General features: G+C 69.8%; 18 protein-coding genes. 2 read left to right on the forward strand and 16 right to left on the reverse strand.

The annotated features are described in order from the left end of the window. Window positions 1-2,100, forward strand: coding sequence for an acetate--CoA ligase family protein (locus tag ACIBO2_RS11950; RefSeq protein ID WP_397296765.1), 2,100 nt, complete (start codon window positions 1-3; stop codon window positions 2,098-2,100). A 249-nt stretch (window positions 2,101-2,349) separates the two neighbouring features. On the opposite strand, the gene ACIBO2_RS11955 is transcribed toward ACIBO2_RS11950, so the two are convergent. The 3 genes from ACIBO2_RS11955 to ACIBO2_RS11965 are packed head-to-tail and all read right to left on the reverse strand — an operon-like array spanning window position 2,350 to window position 4,589. Then, window positions 2,350-3,477 (reverse strand): thiolase C-terminal domain-containing protein, encoded by a 1,128-nt coding sequence (locus ACIBO2_RS11955; protein WP_358544826.1) that lies wholly within the window; start codon window positions 3,475-3,477, stop codon window positions 2,350-2,352. A gap of 19 nt (window positions 3,478-3,496) precedes the next feature. Beyond that, on the reverse strand, window positions 3,497-4,024 hold the full coding sequence (locus ACIBO2_RS11960; RefSeq protein ID WP_397296769.1) for a Zn-ribbon domain-containing OB-fold protein: 528 nt from the start codon (window positions 4,022-4,024) through the stop codon (window positions 3,497-3,499). Window positions 4,025-4,079: 55 nt separating this feature from the next. Then, entirely contained in the window at window positions 4,080-4,589 is a 510-nt protein-coding gene (locus ACIBO2_RS11965; protein WP_358544822.1) for a VOC family protein, read from the reverse strand. A gap of 153 nt (window positions 4,590-4,742) precedes the next feature. Here ACIBO2_RS11965 and ACIBO2_RS11970 point away from each other — a divergent pair, with 153 nt between their 5' ends. After that, window positions 4,743-6,059, forward strand: coding sequence for an MFS transporter (locus ACIBO2_RS11970; protein WP_358544820.1), 1,317 nt, complete (start codon window positions 4,743-4,745; stop codon window positions 6,057-6,059). 441 nt (window positions 6,060-6,500) lie between these two features. Here ACIBO2_RS11970 and ettA read toward each other — a convergent pair whose 3' ends face one another. The 13 genes from ettA to ACIBO2_RS12035 all read right to left on the reverse strand — a co-directional run bounded on the left by ettA (window position 6,501) and on the right by ACIBO2_RS12035 (window position 25,429). Continuing rightward, a complete protein-coding gene (gene ettA, locus ACIBO2_RS11975; RefSeq protein WP_225292519.1) occupies window positions 6,501-8,165 on the reverse strand; it encodes an energy-dependent translational throttle protein EttA in 1,665 nt (554 codons plus the stop codon). A 737-nt stretch (window positions 8,166-8,902) separates the two neighbouring features. Then, complete coding sequence (locus tag ACIBO2_RS11980) at window positions 8,903-10,102, reverse strand: cytochrome P450 (RefSeq protein ID WP_358544818.1); 1,200 nt, start codon at window positions 10,100-10,102, stop codon at window positions 8,903-8,905. 167 nt (window positions 10,103-10,269) lie between these two features. Next, window positions 10,270-10,752: a GbsR/MarR family transcriptional regulator gene (locus ACIBO2_RS11985; RefSeq protein WP_397296775.1), complete on the reverse strand. Its 483-nt coding sequence runs from the start codon at window positions 10,750-10,752 to the stop codon at window positions 10,270-10,272. Between the two features lie 378 nt (window positions 10,753-11,130). Continuing rightward, complete coding sequence (locus ACIBO2_RS11990) at window positions 11,131-12,423, reverse strand: GGDEF domain-containing protein (RefSeq protein ID WP_358544814.1); 1,293 nt, start codon at window positions 12,421-12,423, stop codon at window positions 11,131-11,133. 516 nt (window positions 12,424-12,939) lie between these two features. Beyond that, entirely contained in the window at window positions 12,940-14,037 is a 1,098-nt protein-coding gene (locus ACIBO2_RS11995) for a single-stranded DNA-binding protein (RefSeq protein ID WP_358544813.1), read from the reverse strand. A gap of 595 nt (window positions 14,038-14,632) precedes the next feature. Continuing rightward, entirely contained in the window at window positions 14,633-16,255 is a 1,623-nt protein-coding gene (locus ACIBO2_RS12000) for an ABC transporter (protein ID WP_397296778.1), read from the reverse strand. Continuing rightward, window positions 16,252-18,741: a dynamin family protein gene (locus tag ACIBO2_RS12005; protein ID WP_397296781.1), complete on the reverse strand. Its 2,490-nt coding sequence runs from the start codon at window positions 18,739-18,741 to the stop codon at window positions 16,252-16,254. The genes ACIBO2_RS12000 and ACIBO2_RS12005 overlap by 4 nt, the downstream gene beginning before the upstream one ends. After that, window positions 18,738-19,970, reverse strand: coding sequence for a uroporphyrinogen-III C-methyltransferase (gene cobA / locus ACIBO2_RS12010; protein ID WP_358449531.1), 1,233 nt, complete (start codon window positions 19,968-19,970; stop codon window positions 18,738-18,740). Before cobA ends, ACIBO2_RS12005 begins: the two co-directional genes overlap by 4 nt. 69 nt (window positions 19,971-20,039) lie before the next feature. Further along, window positions 20,040-21,053, reverse strand: coding sequence for an agmatinase (speB, locus tag ACIBO2_RS12015; RefSeq protein WP_357953598.1), 1,014 nt, complete (start codon window positions 21,051-21,053; stop codon window positions 20,040-20,042). 10 nt (window positions 21,054-21,063) lie between these two features. Then, window positions 21,064-22,134: a nicotinate-nucleotide--dimethylbenzimidazole phosphoribosyltransferase gene (cobT, locus tag ACIBO2_RS12020; RefSeq protein ID WP_358544808.1), complete on the reverse strand. Its 1,071-nt coding sequence runs from the start codon at window positions 22,132-22,134 to the stop codon at window positions 21,064-21,066. A gap of 20 nt (window positions 22,135-22,154) precedes the next feature. Then, window positions 22,155-22,997 (reverse strand): sirohydrochlorin chelatase, encoded by an 843-nt coding sequence (locus ACIBO2_RS12025; protein ID WP_364002020.1) that lies wholly within the window; start codon window positions 22,995-22,997, stop codon window positions 22,155-22,157. Window positions 22,998-23,062: 65 nt separating this feature from the next. After that, window positions 23,063-24,238, reverse strand: coding sequence for an SAM-dependent methyltransferase (locus ACIBO2_RS12030; RefSeq protein ID WP_358544806.1), 1,176 nt, complete (start codon window positions 24,236-24,238; stop codon window positions 23,063-23,065). 126 nt (window positions 24,239-24,364) lie between these two features. After that, a complete protein-coding gene (locus tag ACIBO2_RS12035; protein WP_358544805.1) occupies window positions 24,365-25,429 on the reverse strand; it encodes a GNAT family N-acetyltransferase in 1,065 nt (354 codons plus the stop codon). Between the last annotated feature and the right edge of the window lie 45 nt (window positions 25,430-25,474).

Raw genomic sequence — 25,474 nt, forward strand, 5'->3', positions numbered from 1 at the left:
ATGACGGTAGAGGCGCTGTTCAACCCGGGATCCATCGCGCTGGTCGGCGCCACCGACAAGTCGGGGTGGTCGATCAGCACGCTGCTCAACCTGCGTACGTACGGCTTCGCCGGGCCCGTGCACCTGGTCAATCCGCGCGGCGGGACCGTGCACGGCGCGCCCGCCCACCGGAGCCTGGCCGAGGTGCCCGCGCCGGTCGATCTGGCCTACGTCATGGTGCCGACGGGCGCGGTGCTGGGGGTGCTGCGGGAGGGGGCCAAGCTGGGGATCCGGTGTTACGTGATCCTGACGGCGGGCTTCGGGGAGGCGGGGCCTGAGGGTGCGCGGCTGGAGTCGGAAATTTCGGCTTTTGCCGAGGAAAATGATCTAACGATCCTGGGACCGAACGGGAACGGCTACATCAACGCCGCCGCCGGCATCACCCCGTACGGACTGCCCATCCCCCAGCCGCTGCTGCGCGGATCGGTGGGTGTGGTGCTCCAGAGCGGCGCGCTGGCCAGCTCCGTGCTCGGCTTCGCGCAGGCCCGCAACGTCGGCATCAGCCTGCTGACCTCGATGGGCAACGAGTCGGTCGTGAGCGTCACCGACGTGGTCGACCATCTCGTGGACGATCCCGCCACCAAGGTGATCGCGCTGTTCCTGGAGACGATCCGGGATCCGGCCGAGTTCTCCCGCGTCGCCAGGCGGGCGCTGCTGGCGGGCAAGCCGATCGTGGCGCTGAAGATCGGCCGCAGCAGGCTAGCCTCCCACACGGCGCAGGCCCACACCGGCGCGCTGGTGGGGGACGACGACGTCATCGACGCGGCCCTGCGGCAGCTCGGCGTGATCAGGGTCCGCTCCCTGGAGGATTTGGTCATCACGGCGGGGCTGCTCGCCTCCGTGGGACCGCTGCCCGGGCGGCGCGTCGGCGTCGTCACGCCGTCGGGCGGCGCGTCGGAGATCATCGCCGACCGGGCCGAGGACGAGGGTCTGGAGCTGCCGCCGTTCGCGCCGTCGACGGTGGCGCGGCTGGCGGAGATCGTCCCATCCTTCGGTACCGTGCAGAACCCGCTCGACGTGACCGGCTATGTGCTGATCGACCGGACGCTGCTGGGCCGGGCGCTGGAAGCGGTGACGGCCGATCCGGGGATCGACCTGGTCATGCTGCTGTCGGAGCCGCCTCGGGTCGCACCGGCGGACACCGCTCCGGTCTTCGCCCTATACGCGGCCAGCGCCCGGCGGATCGCCGAGTCGCCGGTGCCGGTCGTGGTGGTGAGCAACGTGCTGACGGATGTGACGGAGTTCGGCCGGGCGGTGCAGGAGGAGACCGGGTTTCCGTACGTGGTGGGCGGGATCGAGCACGGGATGTCGGCGATCGGCGCGGCCGTCCGCTGGTCGGCGGCCCATACTCGCGCCCTCGCCGACCCGGCCTCGGCTGGAGCGCCTGCCCTCGCGAGCGAGGAGGCGGCCTTGGTCGGGGCGGTCGGGGTGTGGGGGGAGCATCGTGCCGCTGCGCTGCTGGCCTCGGCGGGGGTGCCCGTCGTGCCGTCGGAGCTGGTGGGCGATGAGGCAGCGGCGGTCGCGGCGGCGGAGCGGTTCGGATTCCCGGTGGTGCTCAAGACCGCTGCCGAGGGCTTGGGCCACAAGAGCGACCTGGGCGGCGTACGGCTGGGACTCTCCTCCCCAGAGGAGGTACGGCTGGCGTACCGCGACGTGGTCGCCGCGCTGGCCGGAGACGCGGCCGCCCTGGTGCAGCCGCAGCGCGACGGCGGGGTGGAGCTGCTGGTGGGCATCGTGCGAGATCCCGCTTGGGGCCTCACTCTGGCCGTGGGACTGGGCGGGATCTGGGTGGAGGTGCTGCGTGACACGGCCCAGCGGATCCTGCCGGTGGACGCCCGTTCGGTGCGGGAGGCGCTGACGGAGCTGCGCGGGGCCGCGTTGCTACGTGGTGTCAGGGGTGGCGAGCCCGCCGATGTCGACGCGGTGGCCGAGGTGGTGGCGCGGGTGGCGGCGTTCGCGGAGTCGCTGGGGGACCGCCTGGAGTCGCTGGAGATCAACCCGCTGCTGGTCAGGGGGTCCCATGTGGAGGCTCTGGACGCGCTGGTGACGTGGCGCCCTTGACGGGACCGCGGGCGCCCGTCATGCCAGGCGGATGGCACCCGCAGGGGGCCCCTGAGCACGCCCAGCCAGATGGCACCGCAGGGGCCCCTGAGCATCGCCCAGCCAGATGGTCTTGACCACGTCACCGCGGCCGGATGGCACCGCGAGGCCCCCTCACTGCGGCCGGACGAGACCGCGAAGGTCTCTCACCGCGGCCGGATGAGACCGCGAGGGCCCCTCACGGCGGGCGGTTCGACAGGGCCGAGTCCGTCATGGCAGCCGGTTCGACAGGACCAAGGTGGCAGCGGTGGCGAACATGCCACCGTTGCCCAGCACCACGCTCACCTCCACCCCTGGCACCTGGGCGGCGGCCTCTCCACGGAGTTGCCGGACTGCCTCCTGGATGGCGAACATCCCGTACATCCCGGTATGCGTGTACGAGAGCCCGCCCCCGTTGGTGTTGAGCGGCAGCCGACCGCCCGGCGACGTGTGCCCCTCGGCGATGAACGCCCCCGCCTCACCCCGCCCGACGAAGCCCAGATCCTCCAGCCCATAGATCGGCACGTGCGCGAACGCGTCGTACACCATCACATGGTCCACGTCCGCATGCGAGATCTTGGCCTCGGCGAAGGCCGACTCCCCCGACAGCCGGAACGCCTTGGACGAGGTGAAGTCCGCCATCTGCGAGATGATCGGCGAGTCGGCCGCCTCGCCCGAGCCGAGCAGGTGGACCGGGTCGCGCCTGGCCCGATCCTCGGAGGTGACGATCAGCGCGCCGCCCCCGTCCGTCACAAGACAGCATTCCAGCAGGTGGAACGGGTAGGCCACCAGCCGAGACGCCAGCACGTCCTCGGCCGTGATCAGCTCCCGGTACATCGCGCGCGGATTGAGGTGCGCCCACCGCCGCTGCGCGACCGCCACCTCGGCGAGCTGCTCGTGCGTGAGCCCGGTCTCCTTCATGTACCGCAGCGCCGTCAGTGTGAACAGCGTCGGCGGCCCCGCCACCCCGTACGGCAGCTCGAACTGCCCCAACAGCGAGTCGGCCCCCATCCCGAACCGCGCCGCGCCGACCCGGGACCGTCCCGACTCGCCGTGGGTGATCAGCACGGTATGGCAGAGCCCGGCGCGGATCGCCGCGGCCGCGTGCCGTACATGGAAGAGGAACGACGACCCGCCCACGCCGGTCCCGTCGAGCCAGGCGGGGGTGACACCGAGCGCGTGGGCGATCTGTACCGGCCCCGGCGTGCCCACGGTGGCGAGGCCGTCGATGTCGTCCTTGGTCATCCCCGCGTCGGCGAGCGCGTTGCGCGCCGCTTCCAGGTGCAGTCCCATGGTCGAGTGGTACGGCAGGCGGCCCACCTCGTCGGTCTCGGCCGCGCCGGCGATCACGATGTTCATGCGGTGGCTCCAGCCGGGTTCATGCGGTCGCTCCAGGGTCGCTTCGGCTGGTCGCCTTAGGGGCGTTTCGGCTGGTCGCTCCAGGATCGCTCCGGCCGGTCGTTCCAGGGTCGCTTCGGCCGGTTGCTTCAGGGGCGCTTCGGCTGATCGTTTCGGCCGGTTCGAAGAGCGGCACGCACACGTCGCCGCGCCGCTCGAAGACCACGCGGAGGCTCAGGTCGAGCGGCAGGTTCTCGGGGAGGATCTCGACACCGACGATGTTCGTCATCATGCGCACCCCCTCCGCCAGCTCCACGACGGCGATCGCGTATGGACCGTCGTCCTCGAAGCCGGGCGCGGGACGGTGGTTGATCACGTACGAGTACAGGGTCGCGTGGCCGCTGGCCCGCACCCAATCCACGTCGGCGGAGCCGCAGTGCGGACAGTCGGGCCGTGGATAGAAGTAGTGCCGCGCGCACGCCCGGCAGCGCTGGATCCTGAGCTCTCCGGCCGCCGTGCCGTCCCAGAAGGGCTGCGTCTCCGGCGTGGGCCTCGGTACGGGCTTCATCGGCCTCCTCAATCTAGTTCTAGAATGACACTCTAGATTTAGATTCGGGCGAACCTCAAGGGCTGGGGATTCCGTTGCCGTTGCGGCCACGGCCGTCGAGCACGTCGTCCAGCGACGGCCGGTGCTCCGCGCCGCGAGGTCCCGCCTGGGCCAGCTGGATCAGCACGCCGTGCGCCTCCTTGGGATGCAGGAACACCTCACGCCAGCGCTGGTCGCGGACATTCAGGCCGTGGAGCCGGTAGCCGCGCTCGGTCAGCCTGGCCACGGCGGCGTCGAGGTCGTTGACATGGAAGTTCAGGTGGTGGACGCCGCCCCTGCCGCGGGTCAGCTCGAAGAAGCTGTCAAAGAAGCCCGAACCGGCCAGCGGCTCCATCAGCTCGACCTTGCCACCGCCCTCATAGGTGAGCTGCAGAGTGCGGTAGCCGCTCGAACGGTTGTCGCCACCGCCGCCCAGGTGGCGGCCCCCGAGCAGGTCGCGATAGATCGGCAGCAGGTCCCGGATGCGGGGCGCCGCCACGGCCGTGTGATCGAAGGTCACCTCTAGCCCGTCCAGTTCCAGGTCCACACTGACTCCCTTCCTAGAATTCGATTCTAGATCTTAGCGGAGCGGTCCGCACTCTTGACGTGGGGCGTTGTGAGGAGCAGCATTTCAGAAATGGATTCTAGAGCTACCTTCTAGAACTCATGACGGGGGCCTGTACGACGAGAGAGGCGAGTCATGAGGCTGTCCTACGTCCGCGAACTCGACGAGTACCCCACCGGCGCCCGGCGCATGAAAATCCTCACGATGGCCGTGCTCGCCATCCTCATCGGGTCCTACGAGGCGCAGATCGCGCCGGTGGTCCCGCTGCTGCTCAAGGACCTGCACATGACGCTGGCCACCTACGGCGCCGTGTCGGGCGCCGCGGCCATTGCCGGGGCGATCGCCTCCATCCTGGGCGGACGGCTCACCGACCGGCTCGGCCGGGTGCGGCTGCTGGTGCCCCTGATGATGCTCACCGCCGTGTGCTGCTTCGTCATGACGCTCGTGCACAGCCCGCGCGACCTGCTGCTCGCCCGCATCCTGCTGGCGTTCGTGGACGGCGTGGCCATGGCCAGCACCGCGCCCCTGGTACGCGACTTCTCGCCGCGGCTCGGCCGGGCGCAGGCGTTCGGCTTCTGGACCTGGGGACCGGTCGGCGCCAACTTCCTGGCCGCGGCCATCGCCGGCTGGACGCTGCCGATCTTCCAGGATTCGTGGCGCTCGCAGTTCGTCATCATGGGCTGCTTCTCGCTGGTGATCTCGTTCGTCATCGCCTTCAACATCGCCGACCTCTCCCCTGAGCTGCGGGCCAGGATCCAGCACACCGAACAGGCCGCCACCCAGGTGGTCGACCTGAGCCAGCCGGCCCGCCTCCGCTCGCTGTTCGCCAGGCGCAACATCTGGGCGCACGTGGTGGGCATCTCGCTCTGGCTGGTGCTCTACCTCACGCTGTCGTTGTTCGGGCAGACGATGCTCGTCGGAGCGCTCGGCATCAGCACCGCCCAGGCGTCCACGATCATGGCGGCGTTCTGGAGCCTGAACCTGATCACACTGATCATCACCGGACGTCTCTCGGACCGTACCCAGCTGCGCAAGCCGTTCTCACTGGGCGGCACGATCGCCGCGGTGCTCGTCACGGCCTACCTCGCCGTCGCGCTCGGGCAGGAAGGCGTCTCGACGGGCACGCTCATGCTGGTGGGCGCGCTGCTCGGCGGCTCGCTCGGCGTGGCGTACGCGCCCTGGATGGCCAACTACTCCGAGGACGCGGAGGACGCCGACCCGCGGCTGCAGGGCACGGCTTGGGGGCTGTTCGGGTTCCTCACCAAGGGCATCGCCGTGATCGGGCTGGTCGTCATCCCGCGGGTGGTCGAGGCAACGAACTGGCAGATTTGGCTGTTCATCTCGCTCGGCTGCCTGATCCTGTTCATCCCGGCGATCGTCCTGTTCAACGGCCCATGGCGCCGCCCCGCCCGCACCCCTGTCACCGTCGCCCTGGAGTCGGCTGAAGGCTGACCGACCGCCTCTGGGCGGTCCGAAGGCCGACCGCCCAGGGCGGGCCGAAGGCCGACCGCCCTCGGCGGGCCGACGGCTGACCGAGCTCGCGAACACCGAAGGCCACCACCCTCGGCGGGCCAAGGGACGACCGGGTTGTCCGCCTCGCTCTCCAGGATGCTGCCGGTGCCTGCCGCCTCGTAGCCGGCTGCCGTCGCATCCACGGGGTCGGGTCAGCACCCAGACGGCCAACTATGCGCACGTCACGGCGCTCAGCCACCTCCACCGGAGGAGCGTGCCCCTGGACAGACCCCAGCCACGCACAGAGGGTGGGGCCCACAGGGCCTGCCGTAAAAGATAGGAGAAAGCCCAGCCACGTCTAGCGGCACGCCCCCCGCACGGGGGGCGTGGCTCACGGGCTGGGCCTACACCGTCGGAAAACTCCCCGACCGAGTGCGGACGTCAGTCGCGGTGGAGCTTGCGGTAGGTGATCCGGTGGGGGCGGGCGGCGTCCGCGCCCAGGCGCTCGATCTTGTTCTTCTCGTAGTCGGCGAAGTTGCCCTCGAACCAGAACCAGTTCGACCCTTCCTCCCACGCCAGGATGTGCGTGGCGATGCGGTCGAGGAACCACCGGTCGTGCGAGGTGATGACCGCGCAGCCCGGGAAGTCGAGGAGCGCGTTTTCCAGCGAGGAGAGCGTCTCGGTGTCGAGGTCGTTGGTGGGCTCGTCGAGCAGGAGGACGTTGCCGCCCTGCTTGAGGGTGAGCGCCAGATTGAGGCGGTTGCGCTCGCCACCCGACAGGACGCCGGCCTTCTTCTGCTGGTCGGGCCCTCTGAAGCCGAACGCCGCGATGTAGGCGCGGGACGGCATCTCGACGTTGCCGACCTTGATGTGGTCGAGCCCGTCGGAGACGACCTCCCAGACGTTCTTGTTCGGGTCGATGCCGCCGCGGCTCTGGTCGGCGTAGGAGATCTTGACGGTGTCGCCGACGACGATCGACCCGCTGTCGGGCGTCTCACTGCCGGTGACCATGCGGAACAACGTGGTCTTGCCGACGCCGTTGGGGCCGATGATGCCGACGATGCCGTTGCGCGGCAGGTCGAACGTCAGCTTCTCCATGAGCACCCGGTCGTCGAACCCCTTGGTGAGATCCTCGGACCTGATCACCGTGGTGCCGAGACGCGGGCCCGGCGGGATCTGGATCTCGTCGAAGTCGAGCTTGCGGTGCTTGTCGGCCTCGGCCGCCATCTCCTCGTAGCGCTGCAGACGGGCCTTGCTCTTGGTCTGGCGAGCCTTCGGGTTGGAGCGAACCCACTCCAGCTCGTCTTCGAGGCGCTTCTTACGCTTGACGTCCTTCTGCCCCTCGACCTTGAGGCGCTGTGTCTTGGCCTCCAGGTACGTGGAGTAGTTGCCCTCATAGGCGTAGGCGCGGCCGCGGTCGAGCTCCAGGATCCACCCGGCGACGTTGTCGAGGAAGTAGCGGTCGTGGGTGACGGCGAGGACGGTGCCCGCGTATTTCTCCAGGTGCTGCTCCAGCCACTGCACACTCTCGGCGTCGAGGTGGTTGGTGGGCTCGTCGAGCAGCAGGAGATCAGGGGCCTCCAGCAGCAGCTTGCACAGGGCGACACGGCGGCGCTCGCCACCGGACAGCGTGGTCACGTCGGCGTCGGGCGGCGGGCAGCGCAGAGCGTCCATGGCCTGCTCAAGCTGGCTGTCGACGTCCCACGCGTTGCGGTGCTCAAGCTGGTCCTGCAGCTTGCCCATCTCGGCGAGCAGCTCTTCGCTGTAGTCGGTGGCCATCTGCTCGGCGATCGCGTTGTAGCGCTCGAGCATCTCCAGCGTCTCGGCTACGCCCTCCTGGACGTTGCCCAGGACGGTCTTCTCCTCGTTGAGCGGGGGCTCCTGCTGGAGCATGCCCACGGTGAAGCCCGGCATGAGTTTGGCGTCGCCATTGGACGGCTGCTCCAGGCCGGCCATCATCCGGAGCAGCGTCGACTTTCCGGTGCCGTTCGGGCCCAGGACGCCGATCTTGGCTCCGGGCAGGAACGACAGCGTGACGTCGTCAAGGACAACCTTGTCGCCGTGCGCCTTGCGCACGCGCTGCAACGTATAGATGTACTCCGGCATGGCATCTAGCTTAGGGGCTCTCGACCCGGGCTTCCGCCGGTCCACCTGATGGTCATGAGATGGAAGGCGCCACATCGGATAGTGGGCGATCTCCGGCGACGGTTTCGGTCGTCGGGATCCATGCCCAGCGACGGCTCTTCGGTCGTCGGGATCCACGCCCGACACCAGCTTCGGGCGCCAGGCCCCATGCCCGGCAACGGCTTCAGGCGCTGGGACCCATGCCCGACACCAGCTTCGAGCACCGGGACCCATCCCCTACCAGAACTCAGATGAACGACCAGGATCCGTTTCGCCATCGTCCACCGGCCATCTAGGCGGTACGGCGGGCGACCTGACGGACCGTCGAGTCGGTACGGCGGGCGCGTTGCGCAGTCTGTCGTCTGAAACCTCTTCCTATCCGCCGTACATGCCACCCGACGATCAGTGTGGTCGGGCTCCGTAGGGTGTCCACCATCAGCTGCTGGCGTGATCCCGAACTCGGGTTGTCGCCACGGAGACGACCTCGTCTGCCGCTCCACAACCCGAGATCGGCGCACCGCAGCCCCAACGGCTTGGGGTTGTCGGTACGGATGATCGTCGACGGATCGGCCAGGTCACGGTTAAGGTCGGCCACCCCACTCAGCTTCACCGGCTGGATCGCATCGCCGGACCCGCCCCTGGCCGGCCGTTGGCGCGCGGGATGCCGTTCCCGACGAGTTGCTTGTGCACCTAGACCAGGTGACCCCGCACGTAAACAGTCAGATCAATCGAAGGCGGCGCACTCCTGTCATGGTCGGCGCGGGCATGAAGTCCACGGGGTCGTTCGGGTCGGTGCGCAGGGGGTTGAACCGGTCGAGCAGGATGTTCAGGGCGACCCGTCCTTCCAGCCGGGCCAAGGGGGCGCCCAGGCAGAAGTGGATGCCGCGGCCGAAGGCGAGATGCGGGTTGGGGTCGCGACCGGGGTCGAAGACGTCGGGGTTGGGGAACTGACGAGGGTCTCTGTTGGCCGGTCCGGGCCAGACCATGATCAGTTGGTCGGCCGGTATCATCACGCCGCCGAGTTCGGCTTCGCGGGTGGTGGCGCGGCCGAGGGCGGCGAATGGGGTGAAGAAGCGGAGAGATTCCTCGATGACGGCCGGGACCAAGTCGCGGTCAGCCCGTACCTTGTCCTGCTGCTCGGGAAAGGCGTCCAGGCAGAGCACCGTGTTGCCGAGGAGCATCGTCGTGGTGATGTGGCCAGCGAGCAGGAGGATGATCGCGAAATTGACCACCTGGATGTCGGGAAGGCGTTCGCCGTCCACCTCGGCCTCGACCAGCCTGGTGAGCAGGTCGGCACGCGGCTGCCGTTTGCGCTCTGCGGCGTGGCCTGCGAGATAGGCAGACATTTCATGCCACGGTCGTAGCGAGGCCTGAATGTCCGCGTTCTGTTCTTCTGTGGTCTTGTTGAGTGAGATCTTGGCGTCGCGCTGGAACAACGCATCTGCCCACTGCTTGAACAGGGCGCGATCGCTGCTGGGCACACCCAGCAGTTCGGCGATGACGATGACCGGAAGCGGGTAGGCCAGATCGGTCACGAGTTCCAGTTGCCCGCGTTCTTGCGCCTCGTCGAGCAGTTCGTGGGTGAGGGCGGCGATCCTCGGCTCGAGATCCGCGACGACCTTACGGGTGAAGGCGCTGCTGACCAGCTTGCGCAGCTTGCCGTGCTCCGGCGGGTCGATCTGGGTGATGAAACCCTCCATCGAGAATTCCTCGGCGGCAGGCATCAGGCTCTTGGGAATCACCCGCATGGTGTCGGAGGAGAACGTCGCCGGGTCCCCTAAAACCTCCTGCAGTTCCGGGTACCCGTAGACGTTCCACATTCCGATGTCGGCGTCGTACTCGACCGGCCGGCCCGATCGCGGCCCGTGCAGCCAGAAGTGCTGTTTGGGGATGTTGTACCTCTCGACGATGTCGGCCATCGCCTCTCCCTTGGTAGAAGATCCGTTTTCGGTTGGGGATCAGTTCCTGAAAGATCGAGATGTACTTCCCTGGCCGCCCGGGGGGACGGCCCGAGGCTAGATGCGGCCGTCTACGTACGGCCGCCCGTCCGTGACCACTGCGGTGAGCACCTCAGCGGAGGGATGCGTCATTTACCACTCTGATCCTCGTCACCCGACTTCTCGCGATAGTCCTGCCAGCGCTGGAGGAACTCCCCCGCGTCGCGCTCAACGAAGGCGAAGAACTCCCGGGTCTCCTCCAGCCGCGCCCGCTGCTCGAGTCGGCTCTCGCCGACGACTGAGAGCCCGAAGTCCAACGCCTCCAGACTGGATCGCACCCCGGCCAACTGAACCCCCATGACGTGCGCCCATCCACCGCCGGCCACCTGATAGCGGTGTTCACGGCTCGACGTGGGAACACGCTCGATCATCCCGGTGCCCTCCAGCTGCCTGGCCACCGTGCTGATCGCGGTCTTGCTCACGTCGAGTTGCGCGGCCAGATCAGTGAGCGACTGGTGCACGGGGTCGCAGATCATCAACCACGCATAAACACGGCCCATGGTCCGCGTCCCACCGAAACGCTCCATGACCAGGCCCATGCGGTCGACGAACTCGGCCTCCTGCTGATCCATCTATGCAAACTCCGACGTTATCGTGAAGTACGTACTTTACGAAGTGTACGTACTGCCTCGGCGCGTGGCAACAACCAGAAGGCCACCCACGAATCGCCCGGCCGCGACGATGGATTCCGGCTGCGGACTGGAGAATTGCGATTCGCCGTCAGGCGGCGGCCTTTTCAGGAGGACGCCAGACAGCAGGCCGCAGAAGTCCGGTGCGGCATCACGCGGCGACCCCTCCAGAGGGACATCAGGCAGCAGCCCATCGAAGCCCCACTGCGACGCCAAGCAGCAGCCTCCTCAGAGGCACCTCAGGCAGCGGCCCACCGAAGCCCGGTGTCAGGCAGCGGATCTTTCAGGAGGGCATCACGCGATGAGGACTTCGAGGGGACGTCAAGCGGCAGGGTCCTCGGGGAGGGCGGGTGGCGGTGGTTGGATTACGGGGACACAGACGCGGTCGCGGCCGAGTTCTTTGGCGCGGTAGAGCGCCAGGTCGGCGGCGGCGAGGAGTTCGATCAGGTCGTCGCCGTGGACGCTCATCAAGGCCACGCCTGCCGAGATGGTGACCGAGATCATCGCATCGTCCGCCGGGACGGACATGCGGCCGATGCAGTAGCGGAGGCGTTCGGCCACTCGGCGAGCCTCGTGGATGTCGGCGCGCGGTAGGAGGACCACGAACTCCTCTCCGCCGAAGCGGCCCACCACGTCGTAGTCGCGCAACTGGCTGCGGAGAGTGGCCGCGACGCCGACGAGGACCTGATCGCCGGCCAGATGACCATGGGTGTCGTTGACTCGTTTGAAGTGGTCGATGTCGATGATCAGGAGGGCGAGCGTCTCACCGGTGCGGCGGGCGCGGACGATCTCGGTGTCGGCCTCGCGCTGCCAGGCGGCGGCGTTCAGCAGGCCGGTCTTGGCGTCGGTGCGAGCCGCCGCCTGGAGCTGGGCGTGCAGGAGGCTGCGCTGGAGGAGGACGACCGGCGGCAGAGCGAGGAGCAAGAGGGCGAGGTTGAGCCCGCAGGCGATCGCGACCGTGACGCCGAGGCAGAGCTCCACGACGTCAAGGAGCACGCTCTCCCTGTCCCAGAGCACCTCGCGCCAGGAGATGTCCGGGTTGGCGGTGTGTGCCGCGATCGCGATGAGAATGGTGTTGAGCAGGGCGAAGAGCACGGCGGAGCCGATGGCGCAGAGGATCGGGAGTCCGCTGCCCCGCGAGAGCACCGCCGAGTCGGGTACGAGCCAGTGGAACGTCACGGACGCCGTGCAGGCCGCCAGCCCGATGACCGCCGCGCTGCACACCCGGCGATAGAGGACCGTCGCACGGACCCGCCATTGCAGCAGGACCTGCAGCACGATCGGCGCGAACAGCGAGTAGGCCGGCGGCAGCAGCAACGCCACCGGCAACCACCACGCGGACAGCAGGTCCCGGGAGACGCCGGCGGGCATACCCAGACGTCTGGTGGCCTCGATGCAGACCGCGCCGCAGCCCATGAGAGCGGCGAACGTCAGTAGCTGCGGCCACCGGAGTTCGGTAGATGTCGTGAAAAAGGCGGTTGCGGCGAGATTCAGGATGACGATCCCGCTCAGGTAGTAAAGAAGCGGACGACGTTGTCCGAGTAGTGGCCAGCGGCTGGCCAGCGTTGAAACACCGTTGCGAGGCTTGACCGAGGCGTGACTGGTCGCCGCCATCTCGTCCCCTCCCTGACTAACGATGTGTAACACATTAATTGCGGAGTGTGCGTTGCGCGATGGGAACCAACTACGTTTGACGTTGTGACCACATACGTGCTGTAGTCGGCGAATGACCCGCTCACTCCGCGAGTGGACCGTGCTGAAAGGAGCAGCCATGGTGCAGGGCGTGACCTGGACCTGAGAGACGCTCTAGCAATCTGACACCCGGCAACACCATCGGCCGAATTTTCGGTGCCACCCCGTGGGGCTTCATGGCATCACCGCGTGCGGCCGGTGACCCCTCCCTTCCTTCCCGCTCTTACCTGCGGGCGCATGAGCGGGCACCGGCTTGATCGACCGATGCTCCGCTCATGCGTGAGCCGTTGTGCAGCAGAGCCCGCTACGCCGCCGCTCGGTCCTGGCCCGCTACGCCGCCGCTGCTAGATACTGGTCCGCTACGCCGCCACTCGGTCCTCGCCCGTTATGGCGCCGCTCGCTCCCGGCCCCGCCACACCGCCGCTCGCTCCTGGTCCGTTATGCCGCTGCTCGCTCCTCCGTCGGCCAACCAGCGTCCTCCGCCTCGGTCTCGTTGTCGTCGGCACCCAGGATCCGTACGGTCGCGCCGCCGCTCCTGCCCGCCGGAGACGGAGCGCCTCGGGATTGGGACCGCGTCGACGCCGCACCTGCTGACGTGACACCTGTCGACGCCGCACCTGCTGACGCCGCACCCATTGACTCGGAGTGGGTGGGCGGGAGATCGGTTGACGAATCATCGGTGGGCGAGGTGGCGCTCGGTGAAGAGGCGGAATGCTTGGTGTTGGGCTGCTTGGTGGTTGCGGGGCCGCTCCGCTTAGTGTCGGCTCCCGTAGTGGGGCTTTCGAGGGCGCGGGTGCGACGGGAGCCGGTGCCGAGCACGCTGGCGGATATCTGGTCCTTGATGCTGTGAGTCGGCGCACCCCTCTCCTCGGCCGTGCCGCTCTCCTCGGACGTGTGGGGCTGTGAAGTCGAGCGGTCCTGCTCCGATGCCGTGCGGTTCTCCGATGTCATCGCCTCATCTGCCGGGGCTGGCGGCTCCGTCGGACGGTCAGGGCCGCGCTTCTGCTCCTCCGCGACGCGAGGTGCGGAGCCTTCATCCATCCGGGCATCTACTCGGGCGGTCACCCGGGTTGTCGTGAGACGGTCGGGGGCGGGCTTGGCGCCCATGGCCCAGTCCTGGGTTTCCTCGTCCAGGCGGTCGCGCATCTCCCTGCTCACCGAGCCGGTGCCGCCGCCGCGCTCCGGCTTGGCGAAGACGCCTGTGCCCCAGCGCAGGTCGTGGCCCACCGAGCTGGCCTCGACCTCGGGCATGAAGCGCCGGTCGCCCTCGGGGCCGAACTCTCTGATGCGGAGCTTGCCGGACACGACTACGGGCTGTCCTACCTGCACGGATTTGGCGACGTTGTCACCGAGGGCACGCCAGCAGCGGACCGCGAAGCACACTCGCTCCCCGTCGGCCCATTGTCCGGTCCTCTTGTCGAAGTAACGGTGGGTGGTGAGCACCCGGAGTGAGGTCACCCTGGCCCCGTCCTCGAAGCTGTATTGGCGTGGCTCTGCTGCGACGTTGCCGGTGAGTGTGATGTAGATGTCGTTCATCCCGTTGCCTCCACTGTGGCGGGCGGGGTGCCCGCGGCCTGGGAGTACGGTGCCTCAGATGGGTGTGGGCGGGCGGGGCCGAACGGGGTTCTGTGGACAGCGTCGTCTTGAGGACGGCTGCCTGTGGACGAAGCCGCTTGAAGTGACTGCGCATGGACATCGCCACCCGGTGGTGTCCCACCCAGTGGTGGATCAACGATCTCATTGTGCGTTTCCTACGTGGCGAACCGGGCTGAGCGGGTGAGAAACTACACCGCTCTGCGGGACGTCATCTCGCCAACCCATCCCCCTTGTGGCGGCTGCCGACGGGCTAGCTCCCGAGGCGGGTGTTCACGGACGAAGCCACCTCTGAGGCGACTGCTCGGGACCAAGTCGCCCTGTGGTAACTGCCTGTGGAACGAGGCCATCCCCGGGGACGGCTTCCCGTGGAGAAAGCCGCTCCTGTGGTAACTGCCTGTGCACGAGGCTGCCCCAAGACGGCTGCCCGCGAAAAGAGGCCAGGCGAGGTGCTCCAGAAGCCGACCACACACAGCACCGTAAGAAGGCCGTGCACACACAGCACTGTGAGAGAAAAGCCGCCCAGCCCGCAGAGGAGTCAGCCGGACAGCCCACGCATGGCGCTGTAGAAGGCGTGGTGGCGGCCCAGTTCGCGTTCCACCGGCTCCACTACCATGGTCTCCGACACCGCCGCCACCCGACGGCGCATCTCCCGTTCCAGGCGTTCGCGTTCCCTCGATGCCCCGAGTACGACGAAGTTGCGTGACGCGATGCCCGACAGCGCCCCCAACCCCAGTACGGAGGCCATCATCAGCCCCACCCAAGGCAGCGCGGCGCTGTCGCCGAGCAGTTGGAGGGACGCGGGGAGCTGGCCGGGGACGGTCAGCCCCACCGCCAGCCAGGCGAGTCCGCCGACGAAGGCGCCGACCAGGAAGTACTGCCAGATCTTCAGGATCCGCCACCAACCCGGCACCCGGTCGAGCTCCGGCGCGACCTCCGTGAGGTCCTCGGTCAGCACCTTGGGCAGTTGGCTGGAGCGGGAGCGGGCCGCGCGGTGCACCGCCGTACGCCACACCGGGTGCATCCCAACCGTCAGCCCGTCGGCGAGCGCCTGGACGGCGTTGGACACCTCGGCGGCCTGCGCGCTCACCGAGCCGGTCGTGATACCGCGGATCTCGTCGCTGACATCCTCCAGGCGCAGCGACTTGAGCGGGTCCGGACGGAACTTGGCCAGCCAGCGCGGGTACGGCCAGCCCACCCAGCGGCTCGACCGCTCGGCGTAGACGTTCTCCATGGCCTCGCCCACGGCCGGAACGCCCACGGCGTCGCAGAGCGCGTCCGTCAGGCCGAGCCTGCGGGCCTCGTCGACCGACGCCGGCGCGGAGAGGGCCTCACCGACCGGCATGGTCTCGGTGAGGCGCCGCTCCAACCGGCGCAGGTCGGCTTCGATCTTGTGGATGGCCGCCCGCCGCCGGGAGACCGCGCCCGAGATGACGCTCTTGAGACTGTCGATGCCCCGGCCGCTGACCGCCGAGGTGGGCACCACGCTGGGATGTTCGACGCCTTCGCGGCGGAGCAGGTCGTTGAGGTCGATGACCAGCTCGGCGAGCTCCTCGGTGGACAGCTTGTCGGCCTGGTTGAGCGCGAACACGGTCATCGCGTCGTGCCCGGCCAGGTCGGTGACGTAGCGCCGGTGCGTGGAGGCGTCAGCGTACTTCTGCGGGTCGAGCACCCACACCACCAGGTCGGCCAGGCCGATGAGCCGGTCGGCCTCGGTGTCGGTGAGCGCCCGGATCGAGTCGTGGTCGGGCAGGTCGAGCAGGATCAGCCCGTGGAGCTGGCTCTCACCCTTGTCCAGCGCGCTGGCGCGGGCGAAGCGGTGGCGCCACTGGATCTGCAGCCAGTCGAGCAGCGGCGCGGCACCCTCTAGCCCCCACACGCAGGCGTGGGTACGGGCCGTGGTGGGCCTGCGTACGCCCGTCGGCGACAGCTCAAGCCCGGAGATCGCGTTGAACAGCGACGACTTGCCGCTGCCGGTGCCACCGGCGAGGGCGACCACGGTGTGCTCCGACGACAGCTTGAGCCGGTCACCGGCCCGCGTCAGCAGCGCGCTCGCCTCGGAGAGCACCTTCTGGTCGAGCCGCCCGGGGCCAAGCTCAACGATCTTGGTCAGGGCGGTCAGCCGCGGAGCCAGGCCCGGCCTGGTGGTGACGGCGGTCATCGAGCGACCTCGAGGTTGTACGTCGCCTGGTAGAGGCGGGTCGCGGTGGACTCGTCGGGTATCCCGGCCGAGTCGAGCGCTTGCACGTAACGCATGGATTCCTCGTCGAACAGCATGCCGATCCTGGCTCGCAGGTCACTGAGTGCCTTGGCGCCGATGCCGCGCAGCGACTCGGCGCCGAGCAGGGCATTGACCAGCCGGTGCGGCACGCCTTCGACGGTGCCGCCGCTGAACATCGCAACCATGAAGATCAACGATAGCGAGTCGGCATCGAATGAGACGAACTTGGACACCGACCGCTTGGCCACACCCTCCGTACGTACGAGCTCCGTGACGTGCTCCTGCCAGGCGGAGATGGCCCGGGTGGCATGCCGTACGAGCTCGTCGGAAGGCCGTTCGAGGCCCGCCCCGATCGTGCCGCCCACCTCCGAGCGGTGCCGCCAGCGGGCGACCACCTCCTCGGCGGCGCGGTGGGCGGCGGCGACGATCACCGACTCCAGACCGGCGCGCAGCGCCGCGCGGAACGCCGTGACCCGCTCGGGCGCCTGCCTGCCCGACCTGCCCCGCTTGCGGAACTGGATCGTCCGCATGAGGTCACCGGACCCGGCGAAGTCCTGCCAGCGGGCCAGCACCTCACCGTGGACGAGCATGCCGTTCCTGGTCGCCTTGTCGATCTCGGCGAGCGCGCTCATGTAGGCCGCCTCCACGTCCGCGCGCAGCTCGGTGCGGAAGGCGACCTGCCCCTCCAGATGCCTGGCCAGGGCGGGAACGCGGGTACGGAAGCTGTCGAGCACACCGTTGAGCGTCTCGTGTACGGCCTGCGCGCGGCGGTCCTCATCGACGGAGAGCTCGGCCAGCCAGAGGCGCAGATCGGTCATCTCATGATCGGGCAGCCGGCCGTCGACGACCTTCGCCTCGCCGATGACGAACCGGTCGACCTCGCCCAAGCCGTATTCGGTGAGCATCCGGATGAAGTGCTTAAGCACGACCTCACGCGCCTTGGGCTGGACCCGTGAGAGCACGATGGCCAGCCGGGCACCGCGTTCCTTGGCCAGCCGCAGGAGGTTCCAGGCGGGGGCGTCGGCGTAGCGGGCGGCGGTGGTCACGAAGATCCACAGGTCCGCGGCGTCGAGCATGCGGTGGGCGATCTCGTGGTGCTCCTCGACGACCGAGTCGATGTCGGGGGTGTCGAGCAGCGCGACGCCCTGCGGCAGCTTCTCGGTCGCGACCACGACCAGGCTGCCGATGCCGTCCTCGGGCGACGGCTTGTCGATCCGCCGCATGCCGCCGAGCAGGTCGCCCTTGGTGAACCACTGCCGGTCGTCCGGGTGGCAGACCAGCACCGGGATGCCGGTGGTGGGCCGTCGTACGCCGGTGCGGGAGATGTTCTTCTCGGCGAGGGAGTTGACCAGCGTGGACTTGCCCGCGCCGGTCGAGCCCGCGACCACGATGAGGGCGGGCGCGGTGTTCGTCCGTACTCTCGGGAGCACGTAGTCCTTGAGCTGGGCGAGCAGGTCGGCGCGGGCCTGCCTGGCCTCGGCCGCACCCGGCAGGTCCAGCCCGAACCGCAGGTCGGACACGCTCTCGCGGAGCGCGTCGAGCGCCGCCGTCAGCGCGGCGACCATCTCGGGGGGCAGCGGCTCGACCCGCCGGGCGGGGGGCCGCCCAGCCGCGCCTTGCTCCGCGCCGACCGCCTCCGCAGGCTCTACGGGCTCTACGGGCTCATCGTGTACGGCCTGCGCGTCGTCCGAGACTTGTCCGGCCTGTGGGTCCGAGACTTGTCCGGCCTGCGGGTCCGAGTCCTGTTCGGCCTGGGGGTCCGGGAACTGCCACGCGGACGGCTCCGGGCGGACATCCGCCGATCCCGCAGGCTCGTCCTCGGCAGACTCGTCGCTCTCCGCAGGCTCGACCCGCGCCTCCGGCTCATCGAGTGTCAGGAACCCGGCCGGTTGCTGCGGCTCATTGGTCTCCGCGAGCTCCGCCCGTGCCTCCGCCTCGTCGAGCTCCCTGAGCCAGGCCGGCTCCGCGGGCTGGTCGCGCCCTGCGGGCTCGGCTGATTCCGCGGGCTCGGCTGATTCCGCGGGCTCGGCTGATTCCGCGGGCTCGGCTGATTCCGCGGGCTCGGCTGATTCCGCGGGCTCCTCGTCAGACAGAGCCTCAGACTCCTCCGGTTCCGCCCGCACGTCAGGCTCCTCGTCAGCCGGCTCGTCCGACTCGGCCCCCGCCTCCGGCGCTTCCGGTTCCGACGCGCCGACGTCACCAGCGTCACCAGCGTCACCAGCGTCAGACGACGTCTGAGGCCCGTCAGGGGGTTCCTCGGACGACGCCTCAAGCCCCGCCGGCTCGTCGTGAGACTCTCCGGTCGGAGACGGCGCCTCCTCCTCGGCCGCGGCGGCCGGCGCCGCGGACTCGTCCGTGAAGGCGCGGAAGCTCAACGTCTGCTCCCCAGGCGACTCCTGCCGCCCGTCATCCATGGCCGTGTTCACGGCAGGCGCTCCGCTCTGACCATCTCGACCTCCTGGCCGACCCTTACGACGTCGCCGACGATGACGATCGCCGGCGGCCGTATACCAGCCGCGGACACGCGGTCGGCCACGCTGGAAAGTGGAGCCACAACCGCCCGCTGGGTCGGAAGAGTACCGTCCTGTACCACCATTACGGGAGTCTCCGGAGGGCGTCCATCTCTCAGGAGTGCCTCGGCCACTTTCGCCAGCCTCTCGACGGCCATCATGAGCACCAGCGTGCCCTGCGAACGGGCCAGCCCCGGCCAGTCGACGGTCGACCGGGCGTCGTCCGGCGCGACGTGCACGGAGATCACGTGAAACTCCTGGCTGACCCCGCGATGCGTCACCGGAACCCCGGCCGAGGCGGGCACCGCCACGGCGCTGGTGATGCCGGGAACCACGAGCACCGGGATGCCCGCCTGGGCGCAGGCGATCATCTCTTCGCCGCCGCGCCCGAACACGAACGGGTCGCCGCCCTTGAGGCGGACCACGAACTTGCCCTGCCTGGCCCGGTCGACGAGCAACTCGTTGATGGTCTCCTGCGAAAGGGACCTGCCGTAGGGGACCTTGGCGGCGTCGATGAGCTCGACGTCGGGCGCCAGCTCGTCGAGCAGGGCGCGGGGCGCGAGCCGGTCGGCGACCACGACGTCGGCCTGCGCGAGCAGTTGCCGGCCGCGCACGGTGATAAGCCCGGGATCGCCGGGGCCGCCGCCGACCAGGGCGACGCCGACGGGTTTGGTGCGGCTGCGGCGAGCGTCGACCGTGCCGTCGCGCAGCGCGCCCACGACCGCGTCCCTGATGCCGGCCGCCCTGCGCGGGTCGCCGCCGGCGGTCACGGCCACGGTGATCTCGTCCACCCGCCCGGAGGCGGGCGTCCAGGCGGCGGAGGCGTCCTTGTCGTCGGCTCGCACGCACCAGATCCGCTTGGCCTCGGCCTCGGCCGCGACGGCTGTGTTGACGGACTTGTCGTCGGTGCACGCCTGGACGAGCCAGGCGCCGTCGCAGTCGCCGACCTCGTAGGGGCGGGCGTGCCAGGTGACCCGGCCGGAGGCGATCAGGTCGTCGAGCGCGGGCGTGACGCTCGTGGACACCACGGTGACCTCGGCGCCCGCCTCCAGCAGCGCCGGCACCCTCCGCTGCGCGACGCGCCCGCCGCCCACGACGAGGACCCTGCGCCCGGAAAGCCGCAGGCCGAGGAGGTAGGGGCCCATGCTGGGGAATCTCCCGTTCGCGAAGCTTGGTGTGTTAAGAGGTAAACCTACCGGGTCTTACCGAGAGATTTATCGGCCGTCAAGAAGCGGCTGGTGAGGATCCCAGCGGGGCCCGCCATTATCGTCCTTCCGGCGTCTGGCCATCGCTGACAGCGCCTCAAGGATAACCCGGTTCCCGAGGAACGCGGTGATGTCCGCGTGATCGTACGGCGGAGCCACCTCGACCACCTCCATACCGGCCACCGGCAGTTCGTAGCAGATCCGCCGGACCGAGTCGAGAAGCTGCCTGGCCGACAGGCCGCCCGGCTCAGGGGTGCCCGTGCCGGGGGCGTGCCCGGGGTCGCAGACGTCGATGTCGACGGACAGGAAGATCTGGTCGCACTCGTCGAGCGCGATGCCGAACGCCTCCGTCAGGCACTCTTCGAGCCCTCGGGTGACGATCTCGGTCATCTCGTACGAGCGCATGTTCTGCTCGGCCATCCAGCCGAGCGTCTCGGGACCCGGCCAGTAGCCGCGCAGCCCGATCTGCAGGAACCGGTCGCCGCGGATGGCGCCGGACTCGATGAGGCGGCGCATGGGCTGGCCGTGGCCGTACAGGTGGCCGAAGGCGATGTTGCCCGTGTCGGCGTGTGCGTCGAAGTGGATCATCGAGGTCCGGCCCGGCTCGTACGCCCTGGAGGTGCCCCTGGCGTCGGGCAGCGCGACCGTGTGGTCGCCGCCCAGGACGAGCGGCACGGCCCCGGAGGCGGCGACGCGGTGGACCGCGTCCTCGATGGCGGCCAGCGAGGACTCGACGTCGCCGGAGTAGCACTCGACGTCGCCCGCGTCGAGCACGCGCAGGTCCCGCAGCGCGTCGACGCGCAGGGCCAGGCTGGGCCTGGAGCCGTCGTGCGGCAGGTAGCAGGCCTGGCGCAGGGCCATCGGGCCGAACCTGGCCCCGGGACGGTTGGAGGTGCCGCCGTCGAACGGCGCCCCGATGATCACGACGTCGGCCCCCGCGTACGTCGCGGGGTCGCCGACATCGCACCGCTCGACGCCGAGGAAGGTGATATCGGGGCCGTACATGGGGCCGTATCTCGACATGGCCCCATCATCACACGTGTTTTTCGGTCACTCCCGCCGAGTCGAAGGTGGCGACCTCGTGCATGACGCGTACGGCGGCGCAGACGAGCGGGTAGGCGAGCAGCCCACCGGTGCCCTCCCCCAGCCGCAGTTCCAGGTCCACCATGGGGCGCAGGCCGAGGTGGCCGAGTGCGGCGGTGTGGCCCACCTCGGCCGAGCGGTGCCCGGCGACGCAGTGGTCCAGCGCGGCGGGGTCGAGCGCCGCGGCCACGAGGGCGGCCGCCCCGGCGATGACCCCGTCGAGGATCAGCGGCACGCGGGCGGCGGCGCCGCCGAGGATGAAGCCCACCAGCGCCGCGTGCTCGAACCCGCCCACGGCGGCCAGGGCTCGCAGGGCGTCGTTGGGCAGGGACATGACGGAGTTGACGCCGTTCACCCGGAGCGCCTCACGGATCACGTCCACCTTGCGGGCGTGCGTCTCGTCGTCGATCCCGGTCCCCCGGCCCGTCACGTCGGCCGGGTCCCGGCCGGTGAAGGCGGAGATCAGCGCGGCGGAGGCGGTGGTGTTGGCGATGCCCATGTCACCGGTGATCAGGCAGCGGGCGCCGCCCGCCACCAGGTCGCGGGCCACCGAGATGCCGGCTTCGAGAGCTTGTACGGCCTGATCCACCGTCATGGCCGGACCAGCGGCCAGGTCGGCCGTACCGTAGTCGATCTTCCGCTTCACCAGGCCCGGCGCGTCGGGCAGGTCCGCCGCGACGCCCACGTCGACCACGGTCACCGTCGCGCCGACCTGCTTGGCGAAGGCGTTGGCCACCGCGCCGCCGGACAGGAAATTGGCGACCATCTGGATCGTGACCTCCTGCGGCCACGGGGTGACGTTCCGGGCGTGGACGCCGTGGTCGGCCGCGAAGATGGCCAGGGCCGCCGGGGTCGGCATGGGCGGCGGGGTGGTGCCCGCGGCGCCCGCCAGACGTACCGCGACCTCTTCCAGCGCGCCGAGCGAGCCGCGCGGCTTGGTGAGGCGGTCCTGGTAGGCCCGAGCGTCGGCGATGGCGCGCGGGTCGGCGGGGCGAATCGCGGCGAGCGTCTCAGCGAGCACGGCTTACCTCCGAGTAGGGGTCAGGGGACCAGTTGGAGCGCTTCCTCGTAACGGTCGATGACGACATCGGCCAGGGTCTCGCAGTCGCCGATCACCTCGGCGCAACGGATGTCGAGATCGGGGTGGCCGGCGCCATAGGCCAGCGCCTGCGCCCACACCCGCTCCAGCATCCCGCCCGCGAACAGCAGGTACGGGACGACGATCACCCGCTTGGCGCCCAGCCGGCGGCAGCGTTCGAGCCCGCCGGGCACTCCGGGCGGCGTGACCGAGACGAAGGCGGTCTCGACCGTCATGAAGTCGTAGGCGTGCGTCTCCCAGAACAGCCGCGAGACGCGGTGGATCTCGGCGTTGGCCGCCGGATCGGTGGAGCCCTCGCCGACCAGGACGACCGCGGTCTCTCCCGGCTCGACGTGCAGGGGCAGCTCGGTGGTCGCCGAGTCGACGGCCCGCAGCCGCGGCCGGCCGCCGACCAGCTCCAGCGGGCGCAGCTTGGGCATCTCGGTGGCGGCGTCGTTGAGGCGCTCGGCCAGCAGCGCGAGCACACGGGGGTCGGGGCCCAGCGGGCGGCCATAGTCGCACATGAGGGTCGGGTGGCGTTCCTGCACCCTGGCCATGGCGGCGGGGAACTCCGCGCCCACCCGGCTGAGGCTCAGCGGCAGCGCCACCAGACGGTGGTGGCCCCGGGCGACCAGGGAGGCGACGGACTCGCTCACCCGTGGCGTGGCGCGCTCCAGATAGCCTCCGGAGACGTCGGCGGCCCGCTGGTCCAGGCGGCATCGGAGCCTGTGGACGAACCGGCCGAACTCGGCGGAGTCGGCGTCATCGTTCGAGCCCTGCCCGATGAGCAGGAGCGGGGGCTTCATTGAGGGAATCTCCGGTGCGTAGGCAAGACACGCGAGGATAACCGATGCGTGCCGGTTGAAACAGGTCACGCCACACGCGAGGGGGTCGCGTGTACGACGAAGACAGGGTCGGCCGCGGCCAGGCTATGCGATCCGTCCGGCTGAATGGTGAGCTTTGAGGCGATTATCTGCGTGCCCTCGGCACGATAGCCGTGCTCGCGGAGCCGGTCGAGCACCGCGGAGACCCGTTCGACCGTCTTCAGCGCGCAGACCAGCGTGCGCGGTCGGCGGGCGGCGCAGGCCACGATGACGTCGGTTCCGCCCCCGCCGACGAAGACGGCGTCGGGATCGGGCAGCGGTTCGAGCGCGGGTGGCGCCTGCCCCCTGGCCAGGGCCACTTTGACGCCGTGTTCGAGTACGGTGGCGCGCAGCCGGGCACAGGCCGCCTCCTCCCGCTCGACGGCCACGACGGCGGCGCCGAGCCGGGCGCACTCGACGGCGATCTCGCCGGAGCCCGCGCCCACGTCCCAGACCAGGTCGCCGAGCCGGGGGCCGAGCTTGGCCAGGATGTACGCCCTGACCTCGGCCGGTATCGAGCTCTCGAACGGCAGCGCCCACTCGGCCGGCCCCGGCTGCGCGCCCGCCACCCAGCCGGGCTCCCTGGCCTGGTGGAGGGGGTCGATGACGAGCACCACGTCGGGGTCCTTCCACGGCCGGGTGGTGGCCTCGCCCATGCGGCTGTGGGTGACCCGCTCGTCGGGTCCGCCGATGTCCTCGCAGACGATCAGCTCGCGCGGGGTCGTCGGAGCCAGCTCGCGGGCGATGTCGCCCGGCCCGACGCCGGGCGCGACCAGCAGGGCCACCTTGGGGTGCGCCCGGCAGGCGTTGACCACCCGGTTGAGCTGGTGCGGGCCGACCGGGGCGACGACGAGCGCGTCCTCCCAGTTGAGCCCGGCGCGGGCGAAGGCGCGGGTGACGAGCGAGGTGGCGGGAAGTACGTCGGGCTTGAGCCCGTGGGCGCGCAGCCTGCGCACCACGCCGAAGAAGCCGGGATCACCCTCGGCGACGACCACGGCGGCGCCCTCGCCCTGTTCGAAGTGGCTGTCGAGGGTCTGGAGCAGCGACCCGTCGGCCACGACCGAAGCGGTCAGCCTGAGCTGCCCGATGATGGCGTCCGGCCCCACCACGAGCGTCGCCCCGCGCAGCCGCTCGACCGCCCTGGCCGACAGCTCCGATCCGTCCCACCCGACCACTGTGATCATGCGCACCACCGCCTCACCACTAAGGGTGACGGGTGCCGCGGTGTTTCACAAAGGGTACGAACGCCTGTCCGGTGTGCCTGTCCGCACGAACCACCCCGTCCTGCCCGGCCGGACCGGTGCGATCCGTCACGCCAGATCGGCCGGCGTGAGGCTGTAGACGACCAGGTCACGCCCCTGGAGCGCGTTGCGCGCCACGCCCTCGCGGACGAAGCCCGCCTTCTCCGCCACCCGCTGCGAGGCTATGTTGGTGACCGCCGCCCGCAGTTGCAGCCGTCCGAAGCCCTGCGTGACGAACAGCCAGCGGGCGATCGCCAGCACGGCCTCCCCCGCGTACCCCTGGCCGCGTGCCCAGGGCGCGGTCATGTAGCCGACCTCCGCCGATCTGTTGACCCAGTCGGCGTCCCTGAGGTCCACGTTCGCCACGAAACGGCCGCCGGCCAGCTCCGCCACGGTGTAGGCGATCCCCTGTCCCCTGGTCCTGATCCGCTCGGCGGCGCCGATGAACGCGCGGGCGTCCGCCTGCGTGTAGCCGCGCGGCAGCCCGGTCTCGGCCTGGGTGAGCGGGTCGGCGCCCGTGGCCGCCAGGTCCGCCACGTCGGCCTCGGCCGGCTGTCTGAGCAGCAGCCGCCGGGTACGCAGCTCGGTGCGGGGCAGCGTGTCGGACGGGACGCGGCTGTCGCCGCGCAGCAGGCCGAACATCACCAGATCGTGCGGCCCGTCGTCCTCCATCGCGGCGTCCCGGAGCACGCCTTCCCAGGTGAAGCCCGCTTTCTGTGCGACGCGTAGCGAGGCCAGATTGTCGAGGTTGGCCGTCAGGTCGATCCTGCGCAGCTCCGTGGTGGCGAACACCCACTCGACCAGCCCGCGTACGGCTTCGGGCGCGAACCCGCGGCCCCGGTAGAGGGGGTGCACGCCGTAGCCGACCTCGGTCGTTCCCGCGCCCCACGCGGTCTTGAACAGGCTGATGGCGCCCACGACGCGGTCGTCGGCGTCGGCCATCGCCAGGTGCACGCCCTGCCCGGAGCGGCGCAGCTCGTGCACGCCGGTCTTGAGCCACTGCGCGATGCCCGACACCTTGGCGGGGGTGCCGGGCGGCAGGAACTGGGCACCGGACTGCACGATCGAGCGGATCCGGTCGGCGTCCGAGATGCCGAAAGGCCGGAGCACGAGCCGCGCGGTGGTGATTCTCACACCGGGATCGAACACCCTCGGCAGGGTACACAGCCGCGATGTTTG

Source organism: Nonomuraea sp. NPDC050022 (genome assembly GCF_044460705.1).
In the GTDB taxonomy this organism is placed as follows: domain Bacteria; phylum Actinomycetota; class Actinomycetes; order Streptosporangiales; family Streptosporangiaceae; genus Nonomuraea.

What these genes read in the sequence shown, in the direction of transcription:
- ACIBO2_RS11950 (WP_397296765.1), top strand. Translation starts at nt 1, where the DNA reads ATGACGGTAGAGGCGCTGTTCAACCCGGGATCCATCGCGCTGGTCGGC.
- ACIBO2_RS11955 (WP_358544826.1), bottom strand. Translation starts at nt 3,477, where the DNA reads ATGAACATCGTGATCGCCGGCGCGGCCGAGACCGACGAGGTGGGCCGC.
- ACIBO2_RS11960 (WP_397296769.1), bottom strand. Translation starts at nt 4,024, where the DNA reads ATGAAGCCCGTACCGAGGCCCACGCCGGAGACGCAGCCCTTCTGGGAC.
- ACIBO2_RS11970 (WP_358544820.1), top strand. Translation starts at nt 4,743, where the DNA reads ATGAGGCTGTCCTACGTCCGCGAACTCGACGAGTACCCCACCGGCGCC.
- ettA (WP_225292519.1), bottom strand. Translation starts at nt 8,165, where the DNA reads ATGCCGGAGTACATCTATACGTTGCAGCGCGTGCGCAAGGCGCACGGC.
- ACIBO2_RS11980 (WP_358544818.1), bottom strand. Translation starts at nt 10,102, where the DNA reads ATGGCCGACATCGTCGAGAGGTACAACATCCCCAAACAGCACTTCTGG.
- ACIBO2_RS11985 (WP_397296775.1), bottom strand. Translation starts at nt 10,752, where the DNA reads ATGGATCAGCAGGAGGCCGAGTTCGTCGACCGCATGGGCCTGGTCATG.
- ACIBO2_RS11990 (WP_358544814.1), bottom strand. Translation starts at nt 12,423, where the DNA reads ATGGCGGCGACCAGTCACGCCTCGGTCAAGCCTCGCAACGGTGTTTCA.
- ACIBO2_RS11995 (WP_358544813.1), bottom strand. Translation starts at nt 14,037, where the DNA reads ATGAACGACATCTACATCACACTCACCGGCAACGTCGCAGCAGAGCCA.
- ACIBO2_RS12000 (WP_397296778.1), bottom strand. Translation starts at nt 16,255, where the DNA reads ATGACCGCCGTCACCACCAGGCCGGGCCTGGCTCCGCGGCTGACCGCC.
- cobA (WP_358449531.1), bottom strand. Translation starts at nt 19,970, where the DNA reads ATGGGCCCCTACCTCCTCGGCCTGCGGCTTTCCGGGCGCAGGGTCCTC.
- speB (WP_357953598.1), bottom strand. Translation starts at nt 21,053, where the DNA reads ATGTCGAGATACGGCCCCATGTACGGCCCCGATATCACCTTCCTCGGC.
- ACIBO2_RS12025 (WP_364002020.1), bottom strand. Translation starts at nt 22,997, where the DNA reads ATGAAGCCCCCGCTCCTGCTCATCGGGCAGGGCTCGAACGATGACGCC.
- ACIBO2_RS12030 (WP_358544806.1), bottom strand. Translation starts at nt 24,238, where the DNA reads ATGATCACAGTGGTCGGGTGGGACGGATCGGAGCTGTCGGCCAGGGCG.